Genomic DNA, 10,884 nt, shown 5'->3' on the forward strand with positions numbered 1-10,884 from the left:
TGGTGGTTGTGCCCATCGCGTCAATCACCTCGATCGCCGTGACGGATGACCCTTTCGCGGCCGCCAAGGGAATCCGCTCGCCGGGGCTGGCCATTCCCCGCCTCTTCCGAGTAGGCACGTGGCGGTCCCGTGGACGCAAACTGCTGGTCGCTGCGAGAAACAACGAACGGGCCATCGTGCTGGGACTGCGCGGGGAAGCCTACTCCGGCCTGGTCGTCGGGACCGACACCGCACCTGAACTCGCAGTCGAGCTGCTCGCCGTCGCTCCCAACATCGAGCATTCTGAATCGGACGTCACGTTCGCCTCCGGTGACGTGGTTCTGGCCGGAACCTACACGCGGCCGGCCGGCCAAACCATGGCCCAGGTACTGCTGCTGCCCGGCTCCGGCGACATCAACCGCGACGCCGACCACCGCCGGTTCCCCCACGGGGCCAGCCGCCACCTCGCTCATGCCCTTGCTGCACGGGGCATCGCCTCGGTGCGGTACGACAAGCGCGGCGTCGGGCGTTCCTCCGGGTCCTACCTCCACGCTGGATTCGCCGAAAACCATGCCGATGCCTCAGCGGCACTTCAGTGGCTCCGTGGGTCAGCTCCGGCGAGCGGGCTGCCGATCTTCCTCATTGGGCACAGTGAAGGAGCAATGATCGCCGAACTCCTGGCCGCCGATAACGACCGGTTGGCCGGCGTCATCCTCCTGGCTTCCCCCGGAACCCTTGGTGCGGAAACCATGGAATGGCAGACCCATCAGTTGGCGCGGACTCTGCCACCGGTGGCAGGCGCCATCACGAAGCTGCTGCGCATCGATCTCGTCAAGCAGCAGCGGAAGTCCGTGGCAAAGCTCCGCTCCACCGACACGGATACACTGCGCGTTCAGGGCAGGACCATCAACGCGCGCTGGCAGCGTGACCTGCTTGCCTTCGACCCGGCAACGCTCCTCCCCCGCATTACGGCACCGGTTCTGGCGATCACCGGCGGGAAGGATCTTCAGGTGAATCCTGATGATTTGAAGATCATCGCGGAGTCCGTCAGCGGACCGGTCGAAACCCAGCGGCCCGCCGGTCTTACGCATCTGCTCCGGTCCGACCCCAAGCCTGCGAGCTTCGCCTCCTACCGGAAACTCCTCAAGCAGGATACGGACAAGCACCTGGTCGACACCCTGGGTGACTGGATTCTTGCCCGATCGACAACCAGAGTCTGACGCAACCGTAGCCCTTGCCGTTGCCGTCACCGGGTTGGTCACCGGGGGGTCCGGAACCGGGGATGCTCGTGGCTGACCACTCCCCTGCCGGCTGCCATTACATCGGCTGACGGGCTCGGTGAGGCTACGGGAGGGGCGTGCCCCGGGCCGCGGTCCACAGTGCATACCATTCACTGGTCGTCATCAGCTCAGCCTGCCGTGGAGCGTCCGCGGACGCCTTGATCCGCTGCGGGTTGGTGGATCCGATCACTGCCTCGATCCGGGCGGGGTGCCTCAGGAGCCACGCGAGGACGATTGCCTCGGCGCTGGTATTGCGCTCCTGGGCAAGCTGCCGCACGAGATCCGTAGCGTGCGCTTCGGCCGGCGTGTGCGTTTCCCGGGCCTGGGAGTACAGACCCTGTGCGAGGGCGCCCCAGGCCTGGAGCCGGGTGCCGTTACGCCGGCACCATTCAATCGTCCCGTGCGGGAAGTTGGTTCCCGCGCCGGTGGGATGGTTGACCAGCACGGAGCTTTCCACCCAGTCGCGCTTGGACAGGCTCATCTCGAGCTGATTCACGACGATCGGGATGTCCAGTTCGGTCTGCAGGTAGTCCATCTGCGCAGCCGACATGTTCGATACACCCAGCGCCTTGATTTTTCCCTCCTGCAGGAGGGAGTGAACCGCCGGCTTCAGCGTCCGAGGGTCGAGCAGCGGGTCAGGACGGTGGAGCAGCAGGACCTCGACGGAATCTACCCGCAGCCGCCGGAGGGATCCCTCGAGGGCGGCCAGGACATTCGCGGCGCTGAGGTCGTAGTAGCCGCCCCGGTCGCCGGCAGGCAGCACGATGCCGCATTTGGTCTGCACCGTCACGCCGTTCATCAGGGCGGGCTTCCTGCGCAGAACCTCGCCGAAGACGGCTTCGGATTTGCCGCGGCGGTAGATGTCTGCGTGATCAAACACCGTGATTCCGGCCTCCACCGCGGCCGTAATGGCTGACTCCGCCTGATCGATATCCGATTCCCCGTAAGGCTCATCCGTCCAGGTTCCGCCGAGGCCCATGGCGCCGAAGAGGAGCCTGCTGGTCTGGTGTGCTGCCTGCGTCGTCATGCGCGGATCCCTTCCCGGGGCGAGGCCGGTGCCCGTGCCGGACGGCGGGCAACTCAAAGGACCCAGTTTAGGCGCTGGAAACCCCTTGGTCCTTAGTGGCGGTGTGAAGCCGGGCGTCCGGCACGCCAGGCACCGGGGCGTGTTTCTGCTGATCGCCTCCTGCACCCGGACACACAGCAAGACCTTCCGCGGAAGAGTGTAGAGAGCGCCCCGGCCCGGCTCTTGGAGCCCCGGCCGATACCATGGTCGTGCGGCTCGAGCGGCGGGACGCAGACGGTTCGAATGGAACGGGGATGCATGGTTCAGTTGCTGTTTTCCTACGGAACGCTTCGGCTGCCCGCCGTCCAGCTCGCACATTTCGGCCGCCTCCTCACAGGCGCGGAGGACCGCCTGCCCCACCACCGGATCGAGTGGCTCCGCATCACCGACCCCGCGGTGGTCGCCACGAGCGGAACCGAGTCCCACCCCATCCTGCGCTACTCGGCGGCAGCAGCCGACTTCGTCGAAGGAACGGTGTTTGAGGTCTCCGACGAGGAACTCGCCGCGGCCGACCTCTATGAGGTGGGCGACTACGAGCGGGTCCTCCTGCGGCTCGAGTCCGGGCTCCATGCCTGGGTCTACGCCGCTGCGGCGGACCCCTTCGCTCCGCCGCCGGACGGGCGGGCCGCATCCTAGGGCATGCCCTCAGCCGGGGCCTTCCGTTCGTGAGAGGAACCCATCCGTTCTCGAGAGGAACCGGCCCTGCCGCCGGAAGTCGCGGGCCAGGAGGACGGCGCCCGTGAACAGCAGGGCGCACGCGGGGACCACCAGCCACCATCTTTCCAGCGTGCCGATGAAGTATCCATAGAAGGGCAAAATCAGGAGCCATGTGGCATGCACCTTCCGCATCTGCACGGCCGCCGCCCGGACCACGGCCAGATGCTCGAGGTCCGGCTCCTCCTTACCGGCGATCTGCCGTTTCACCCAGTCCTGGTCGGGCTTGTTGAGCGACAGCAACACGGACACAGTGCCGAGCTCCGCCTTTGGCTTCAGCCGCTTGGCGTTGTAGATGAGCCCCCCGGCCAGGCACCCGGTGGACGTCAGGATCACGCCGAACTCAAGGTGCGGCTGCCACGCCGTCTGTTCGTCCCCGAACAGCAGGTAGGAACCTCCAGAGCCCAGGGCCAGGAGGAGCACCGCGCCCACGGGAAAGTACCGGGTGTAGTAGGTCCGGAGCGCTTCCCCCATGCCGTTGTCCCGTACCCCGGATGCCCGCCGCGCCGCTGTCACCCAGCGGCTGGGTGGCTCCGTTCTCTTGTCATCGGTGCCCTCCATCAATCCCCCTGGTTCGCCGGACTCCCGCCGCCCAGTCTGGCACGGAGCGCTTCCTCTGCGGCGCGGGGGAAGGAAACTTCCGCGGCCGATGCCGAAGAGCAAGCAGGACGCCCCGGTGGACTCAGGGGCGGCCGGCCAGCCGGTCCCAGATGGAGGACTCGTCCTCGGTTGATCCGTGCCGACGCAGGGCACGCCGCAGCAGGAGCCGTCCGGTGGTCTCAAGGTGGCGTTCCATGGACGAGGCGGCGGCCTCGGCGTCGGCCGCCTCGAACGCTTCGACGATCGGAAGGTGGTCGATGAGGACCTCTTGGAGCGACCGGTCTGATTCCACCGTAGAGGCACCGGCCAGCCGGGTGGCATCCCGAAGGTTCGCCACGATCCTGCCGGCGCGGGCGTTGCCGTCAATATCAATCAGCAGGGCATGAAGTTCCTGGTCGTGCTCCTCAAAGGCCGGCTCGTCGCCACTGTGGGCCGCCGCCTCCATCGCTTCGTAGCGCCGTCGAAGTGCTGCACGCTCGTCGGCGCTCGCGTGGAGGGTGGCGCGCCGCACGGCGGGCACCTCGAGGGCTAGGCGGATCGAGAAGATCTCCGCGATGTCGTGGGGTGCGGGAGGGACGACCCGGAAACCGCGGTTGCGTTCGAAACGGACCATTCCGGTTTCCGCGAGCCTCAGCAGCGCCTCGCGGACGGGACTGCGGGAAATGCCCAGGTCCTCGGCCACCTGGTAAACGGAGTAGAGCCTGCCCGGCACGAGCACCCCGGCAAGCACGGCCTTGCGCAGCGTCACAATGGTGCGCTCCGCCAGGGATGCTGAGTGGGGGTCCAGGGCAGAAAGTCCGGGGGTCGGTGACATGAGAAGAGTCTAGGACGCCGCAGCCCTAACATGTAACATGCTACTCATGACCGTGCTTGCTCTCCCCCGTTCCTTGGCCTCCTCCCTGCGCAGCCGGGGCATCTCGGACGTCCGCGACGATGAGACCACGCGCTCCGCCTACTCGAGCGATGGGTCCCTGTACCGGGTGCGGCCGTCGGTTGTCGTCTTTCCACGGGACGCCGACGACGTCCTCGCCACCCTGGAGGTGTGCCGCGACCGCGGGGTGCCCGTCACCTCCCGCGGGGCCGGGACTTCGGTGGCCGGCAATGCCGTCGGCAGCGGCGTGGTCCTCGAGTTCAGCCGGTACATGAACCAGGTGCTCGACCTCGATCCGGAGACACGCACCGCCGTCGTGCAGCCCGGCGCCGTGCACGCCTCCCTGCAGCGCCGGGCGCTGGCGCAGGGACTGCGGTTCGGGCCGGACCCCTCGACCCACACCCGCTGCACCATCGGGGGCATGATCGGCAACAACGCGTGCGGCTCGCGCACCCTGGCCTACGGGCGCACCGTCGACAACGTGACGCACCTCGATGTCGTCACCGGCTCGGGCACCCGGCTGCGGCTCGGCCCGGACGGAACACCCTCGACGCCGGAGACCGACGCGCTCCGCGCCCTCGTGCAGGGCGAACTCGGCACGATCCGGACCGAACTCGGCCGGTTCGGACGCCAGGTCTCCGGCTACGCGCTCGAGCATCTGCTTCCCGAGCACCGGTTCGACCTGCGCCGCGCGCTGGTCGGCAGCGAAGGCACCCTGGCGGTCGTACTCGAAGCAGGAGTGCGCCTCGTCAGGGACGCGGCACACCGCACCATGGTGGTCCTCGGCTTCGCCGACATCGGCTCCGCGGGGGATGCGGTGTTGGACGTCATGGCCTTTCGCCCCACCGCCTGCGAAGGGCTGGACTCCCGCATCGTCGACGTCGTCCGCGCGCAGCAGGGTGACCATGCGGTCCCGGAACTCCCCGCGGGCGCCGCCTGGCTCTTCGTCGAAATCGCCGGAGAAGACCCCCTGGAGGTTGCAGACCGCGCCCGGCGCCTCAGCGCGGCAGCGGCCCTCTCGGCCCGGGTGGTCACGGATCCCGCCGACGCGGCGGCCCTGTGGAAGATCCGCGAGGACGGGGCGGGTCTTGCGGGCCGCTCCCCCGCGAACATGCCCGCCCATTCCGGCTGGGAGGACTCGGCGGTGCCCCCGGAGCGCCTCGGGGACTACCTTCGCGACTTCGACGCCCTGCTCCTCGAACACCACCTCATGGGTTTTCCGTACGGGCACTTCGGGGACGGCTGCGTCCATATCCGCCTTGACGTTCCGTTCGACCGCACCGACGGCACCGCCCTCTTCCGCAGTTTCATGACCGCCGCCGCCGAGCTGGTGGCCCGCTACGGCGGGTCCCTCTCGGGTGAGCACGGTGACGGGCGCGCCCGCAGCGAACTGCTGCCCTACATGTACTCCCCCGCCGCCATCGAGCTCTTCGGGAAGGTCAAGGCGGTGCTCGACCCCGACAACCTGCTCAACCCGGGCGTCATCGTCGATCCCCGGCCGCTCGACGCCGACATCCGGGTCGCCGAGGCCACACCGCTGCGCTCCAACCTCGGCTTCAACTATCTTCACGACGGCGGCGATTTCAGCCAGGCAGTCCACCGCTGCACCGGCGTAGGCAAGTGCCGGGCGGAGAACACCGACGGCACCGGCGTGATGTGCCCGTCCTACCTCGCGACCCGGGAGGAGAAGGACTCGACCCGCGGGCGCGCCCGGGTCCTCCAGGAAATGATCAACAAGGGAGGCGCCGGCTGGCGCTCCCCCGAGGTCCACGACGCCCTTGACCTGTGCCTGTCCTGCAAGGGATGCGCCTCGGACTGCCCGACCGGCGTCGACATGGCCGCGTACAAGGCCGAAATGCTTCACCAAAGCTACCGGGGACGGCTCCGCCCGGCCTCCCATTACTCACTGGGCTGGCTGCCCCGCTGGGCGCGCCTTGCCTCCCTCGCCCCCGGCCTGATCAACGCCCTCACCCGACTGCCGGGCATCGGCCGGACCGGGCTGCGCCTGGCCGGCGTGGATCCCCGGCGCGCCATCCCCGCCTTCGCATCCCAGACCTTCTCCTCCTGGTTCCGCGCCCGGCCGGCGTCCGCTTCCGGGTCCGGGCTGCTGCCTGGCGGAAGGGACCGGAAGGAGCAGGCGTCCGCACCGCGGCCCCTGGTGCTGCTGTGGGCGGATTCCTTCACCAACTACTTCACGCCCGAAGTGGGCCAGGCTGCCGTGCGGGTCCTGGAGAAGGCAGGCTTCGAGGTCCGGATTCCGGATAAGGCCCTGTGCTGCGGGCTCACCTGGATCTCCACCGGCCAGCTGGATGGGGCACGCCGGATCTTAGGCGATACGGTCGCCGAACTCGGGCGATTCGCCGACGCCGGGATTCCCATCGTCGGGCTTGAACCCTCCTGCACCGGGGTGCTCCGCTCGGACGCCCTCGAGCTCCTCGGCGAGGACACCGCCGGCGCCGTCGCCAAGGCCACCCACACCCTGGCCGAACTGCTGGCGACGGTCCCCGGCTGGACGCCGCCCCCGATGGAGGGCACGTCCGTCGTGGCTCAGCCGCACTGCCACCACCACGCGGTCATGGGATGGAGTCCGGATGCGCAGCTGCTTCGGCGCGCGGGCGCCCAAGTGAAGGAGCTGGGCGGGTGCTGTGGCCTTGCGGGCAATTTTGGAGTGGAGCGCGGCCACTACGAGGTGTCGGTCGCGGTGGCCGAACAGCAACTGCTCCCCGCCGTCCGCTCCGCTGACGCCGAGACCGTCATCCTCGCCGATGGATACTCGTGCCGCACCCAGCTGACCGACCTCAGCGACCGGCAGGGCATTCACCTGGCGCAGCTTCTCGACGGTGCGACGCCCGACAGCTGACGGGCGCAGGGGTCCACGATCCCGCCACCACGGGGCTCGAAGCGTTGCAATATTCGCAACGCTGAATTGCGTTTATAGCAACACCCCTCCATAGTGAAGCTCATGACTGAGACGCAGGACACATCGGCGGCCAAGATGGTGGCTGTCCTTGAGGCACTGGCGCAGTCCGGTAGTCCAGCGCAGGCCGGTGCCGTCGACCAGCCCGGAGCCGGAGAACCGTTCGGGCTCACCGTGGCCGAACTCTCCCGGGTCCTGGGACGGGAAAAGTCGATCGTGTCCCGCCAGCTCAAGCCGCTCGTCGAACTCGGGCTAGTGGAACGCGGCGACGACGGCAGGCACCGCCTGGGCTGGCGGCTGTTCGCGGTGGCCGCCCAGGCCGGGGATCAGCGCCTGCTCCTGCTAGCCCCGCCGGTCCTGCGAGAGCTGACGCGTCTGCTGCGCGAGTGCGTACACCTGAGCATCCGGCGAAACACCGAAGTGCTCACCATCCTGTCCGAACGTCCCCACCGGGCCGTCGAGGCCGCCGGCTGGGTCGGCAGGACCGCCCCAATCTCCTGCACCTCTTCCGGCCGCGCCCTGCTGTTCGATCACCGGCCGGAGGAAATCCGCGAACTGCTGGGGGACAACTTCTTGCGCGGCGCGGGCCCGAATGCGCCCACCAGCGTTGAGGAATTGGGCGACCGGGTGACCGCCGCCCGCACGAGGGGGTACGCGCTGGCGATTAACGAATTCGACGAGGACCTCACGGCGGTTGCCGCGCCCGTGCGCGACGTGCACGGCCGCATCGTCGCGGCCCTCAACGTCTCCGCCCCCTCCTACCGGCTCAGGGACAGCGCCGATGCCGCCGGGCGCCACGTCAGCCGGGCCGCCGCCTACCTCAGCCGCGCCCTGTCCGCCCCGCCCGCGACACATCCGACCGGGCCACAGCAGCCGGAAAGGACTTTCCCCATGCCTGAAACAGGCTCCGCCCCCGATCCAGAAGGACCCCATGGGATTTCTCGACTACGTCGCTAAGAACGCGGAGCGGATCCTGTTCCTGCTGCTGCAGCACGTGCAGGTCGTGCTGTTGTCGGTGGCTCTGGCCACCCTGGTCGCCCTGATCATCGCCCTGGGCACCGAGCGGCTGCCTCGGATCCGCAGGGCCGCCCTGTCGGTCACCGGCACCATCCTCACCATTCCCTCGTTCGCCCTGTTCGGCCTGATGATTCCGCTGTTCGGACTCGGGGTCCTGCCCACGGTGCTGGCCCTCACCGTCTACGCGGTCTTCCCCATCCTCCGCAATACGGTCACCGGGCTGGCGGGTGTCGACGCCGGCGTCGTCGACGCGGCCCGCGGCATGGGGATGGGCTCCCGGCGCCGGCTGCTGACGGTGCGCCTGCCGCTGGCCTGGCCCATCATCCTCAACGGGGTGCGCGTGGCGACGATCATGGTGGTCGCGATCGCCGCCATCGGTGCGGCGGTGCGCGGACCGGGCCTTGGCGAACTGATCTTCCGGGGCCTTTCCCGCATCGGCGGCGCGAACGCCCTCTACGAGGCGCTGAGCGGCGTGATCGCCATCGCCGTCGTCGCGGCCCTGCTCGACCTCCTGTTCATCCTCTTTGGAAAACTCACTACACCCCGAGGCCTCAATGTCTGATCCCAGCACAGCCCCAGCCCCCGCCGCGGAGGCAATGATCCAGCTCATCGGCGTCACCAAGCGCTACATCGGCACCGACACGGACGCCGTCGCGCCGTTGACCATGGACATCCGCCGCGGTGAATTCGTCGTCCTCGTCGGCCCCTCGGGCTGCGGCAAGACGACGACACTGCGGATGATCAACCGGCTCGTCGAACCGACCGGAGGCCAGATCTGGATTGACGGGCGGGACGTCACGCACTCCGACGCCGATGAACTCCGCCGGCATATCGGCTATGTGATCCAGCAGGTCGGCCTGCTCCCCCACATGTCCATCGGGCAGAACGTCGCTCTGGTGCCCCGGATGCTTGGCTGGGACAAGGGCCGGATCGCCGGGCGCGTCGATGAACTCCTCGAACTCGTCGGACTCGAACCGTCCCGCTACCGGGACCGGTATCCCAAACAGCTCTCCGGCGGCCAGCAGCAGCGGGTCGGCGTGGCCCGGGCCCTCGCGGCGGACCCGCCCGTAATGCTGATGGACGAACCGTTCGGCGCAATCGACCCCATCACCAGGGACCGGCTGCAGGAGGAGTTCCTCCAGCTTCAGCAGCGCATCCGCAAGACCATCGTCTTCGTCACCCACGACATCGACGAGGCACTCCGGCTGGGGGACCGCATCGCCATCTTTGCCGAAGGTTCGCGGCTGGCCCAGTTCGCCACACCGCTCGAGATCCTCACCAACCCGGCCGATGACTTTGTCCGCTCCTTCATCGGTCAGGGCGCGGCCACCCGCCGCCTTTCCCTGTTGAAGGTCGGCGAGCTGCAGGAGCGGCGCGCCGCCTCACCGGCGTCCGCCGAGCTCACCGTCTCCCCCGGCGAGAGCGTCGCCGCGGTGCTGGAGCAGATGCTCAGCCAGGGCGCCGGCACCGTCAACGTCGCCGGCGGCGGCCAGCTGTCGGTATCCGACATGCTCTTCGCCGCCTCGCAGGATACGAAAGCGGCCTCCCGGTGAGCACGCTGACCGTCCCGCGGCGGGACACGAGCTTCCCGGAGGAGCCGGCCGAGCGGATCTCCTGGATCCTGCCGGCCCTCGCGGTGGCCCTGGTGGTGGGCACCCTCGCCTACATCAGCACGGCCGAACTCGACTCGATCGAGGCCCGGGCCCTGACCCCGGAGATCCTGCTCCGTAAACTCTCCGAGCACGTCGTGCTGGTCGCAGTGTCCACGGCGATCGTCATCGCCCTCGGGGTTCCCGCGGGCATCGCCCTCAGCCGGCCGTGGGCCCGGCACCTGCGCGGGCCCGTCCTCGCCGTCGCCAACGCCGGCCAGGCCATCCCCTCGATCGGGATCCTGGTGCTGCTGGCCCTGGTCTACGGGGTCGGGTTCTCCATGGCGGTCGTTGCCCTGGTGCTCTACGCACTGCTTCCGATCCTGAGGAACACCCTGGTGGGCCTGCAGCAGGTCGACCGGTTCGTCGTCGATGCGGCGCGGGGCATGGGGATGAGCGCCCGGCGCATCCTGTTCGCCGTCGAGCTTCCACTGGCCGTTCCCGTCATGCTCGCCGGCATCCGGATCTCCCTGATCCTGAACGTCGGGGTCGCCACCCTTGCCACCTACACCAACGCCGGCGGCCTCGGCGACCTGATCGAGCGGGGCATCGTGCTGTACCGCATGCCCATCCTGGTCGCCGGCTGCCTGCTCACCATCGCCCTCGCCCTCATGGTGGACTGGCTCGCCGGTCTCGCCGAGCGGCGCCTGCGCCCCAAAGGTCTGTGAATTGATCCCGTCAACGAAAGGCACATCCATGTCCGCTCGCACCAGGCTCGCCGTCGGAGTCATCACCGGAACCGCCCTCCTCTCGGGCTGTTCCCTCGGGGATGCGCCCCCCAGCAACGTCTC

10 protein-coding genes are annotated in these 10,884 nt (G+C 68.7%); 7 read left to right on the forward strand and 3 right to left on the reverse strand.

Features of this window, described 5'->3' with window-relative positions; translation table 11 throughout:
* Positions 1-1,199: alpha/beta hydrolase (locus QZX79_RS07650; protein ID WP_294567068.1), on the forward strand; the 1,199-nt coding region annotated here is incomplete at its 5' end.
* 124 nt (positions 1,200-1,323) lie between these two features.
* Here the strand turns inward: QZX79_RS07650 and QZX79_RS07655 are convergent.
* Entirely contained in the window at positions 1,324-2,286 is a 963-nt protein-coding gene (locus QZX79_RS07655; protein WP_294567071.1) for an aldo/keto reductase family oxidoreductase, read from the reverse strand.
* Between the two features lie 297 nt (positions 2,287-2,583).
* Between QZX79_RS07655 and QZX79_RS07660 the strand changes: the two genes are divergently transcribed.
* Positions 2,584-2,961 (forward strand): gamma-glutamylcyclotransferase family protein, encoded by a 378-nt coding sequence (locus QZX79_RS07660; protein WP_294567074.1) that lies wholly within the window; start codon positions 2,584-2,586, stop codon positions 2,959-2,961.
* A 9-nt stretch (positions 2,962-2,970) separates the two neighbouring features.
* On the opposite strand, the gene QZX79_RS07665 is transcribed toward QZX79_RS07660, so the two are convergent.
* Together QZX79_RS07665 and QZX79_RS07670 are read right to left on the reverse strand one after the other, a co-directional pair.
* Positions 2,971-3,513, reverse strand: coding sequence for a hypothetical protein (locus QZX79_RS07665; RefSeq protein ID WP_294567079.1), 543 nt, complete (start codon positions 3,511-3,513; stop codon positions 2,971-2,973).
* A gap of 208 nt (positions 3,514-3,721) precedes the next feature.
* Positions 3,722-4,453, reverse strand: coding sequence for a GntR family transcriptional regulator (locus QZX79_RS07670; RefSeq protein ID WP_294567084.1), 732 nt, complete (start codon positions 4,451-4,453; stop codon positions 3,722-3,724).
* Between the two features lie 37 nt (positions 4,454-4,490).
* Between QZX79_RS07670 and QZX79_RS07675 the strand changes: the two genes are divergently transcribed.
* The 5 genes from QZX79_RS07675 (at position 4,491) to QZX79_RS07695 (ending at position 10,761) form a co-directional block, all read left to right on the forward strand.
* Entirely contained in the window at positions 4,491-7,370 is a 2,880-nt protein-coding gene (locus QZX79_RS07675; RefSeq protein WP_294567087.1) for an FAD-binding and (Fe-S)-binding domain-containing protein, read from the forward strand.
* Between the two features lie 102 nt (positions 7,371-7,472).
* Positions 7,473-8,384, forward strand: coding sequence for an IclR family transcriptional regulator (locus QZX79_RS07680; protein ID WP_294567089.1), 912 nt, complete (start codon positions 7,473-7,475; stop codon positions 8,382-8,384).
* Positions 8,359-9,006 (forward strand): ABC transporter permease, encoded by a 648-nt coding sequence (locus QZX79_RS07685; RefSeq protein ID WP_294567093.1) that lies wholly within the window; start codon positions 8,359-8,361, stop codon positions 9,004-9,006. The genes QZX79_RS07680 and QZX79_RS07685 overlap by 26 nt, the downstream gene beginning before the upstream one ends.
* Positions 8,999-9,997, forward strand: a complete 999-nt coding sequence (locus tag QZX79_RS07690) for an ABC transporter ATP-binding protein (protein WP_294567096.1) — start codon at positions 8,999-9,001, stop codon at positions 9,995-9,997. Before QZX79_RS07685 ends, QZX79_RS07690 begins: the two co-directional genes overlap by 8 nt.
* A complete protein-coding gene (locus tag QZX79_RS07695) occupies positions 9,994-10,761 on the forward strand; it encodes an ABC transporter permease (protein WP_294567100.1) in 768 nt (255 codons plus the stop codon). Before QZX79_RS07690 ends, QZX79_RS07695 begins: the two co-directional genes overlap by 4 nt.
* Positions 10,762-10,884: the final 123 nt, after the last annotated feature.

The organism is uncultured Arthrobacter sp., from assembly GCF_902805515.1.
Taxonomy (GTDB): Bacteria; Actinomycetota; Actinomycetes; order Actinomycetales; family Micrococcaceae; genus Arthrobacter_D.

Coding starts and splice junctions, on each gene's coding strand:
- QZX79_RS07655 (WP_294567071.1), bottom strand. CDS start 2,286: ATGACGACGCAGGCAGCACACCAGACCAGCAGGCTCCTCTTCGGCGCC.
- QZX79_RS07660 (WP_294567074.1), top strand. CDS start 2,584: ATGGTTCAGTTGCTGTTTTCCTACGGAACGCTTCGGCTGCCCGCCGTC.
- QZX79_RS07665 (WP_294567079.1), bottom strand. CDS start 3,513: ATGGGGGAAGCGCTCCGGACCTACTACACCCGGTACTTTCCCGTGGGC.
- QZX79_RS07670 (WP_294567084.1), bottom strand. CDS start 4,453: ATGTCACCGACCCCCGGACTTTCTGCCCTGGACCCCCACTCAGCATCC.
- QZX79_RS07675 (WP_294567087.1), top strand. CDS start 4,491: ATGCTACTCATGACCGTGCTTGCTCTCCCCCGTTCCTTGGCCTCCTCC.
- QZX79_RS07680 (WP_294567089.1), top strand. CDS start 7,473: ATGACTGAGACGCAGGACACATCGGCGGCCAAGATGGTGGCTGTCCTT.
- QZX79_RS07685 (WP_294567093.1), top strand. CDS start 8,359: ATGGGATTTCTCGACTACGTCGCTAAGAACGCGGAGCGGATCCTGTTC.
- QZX79_RS07690 (WP_294567096.1), top strand. CDS start 8,999: ATGTCTGATCCCAGCACAGCCCCAGCCCCCGCCGCGGAGGCAATGATC.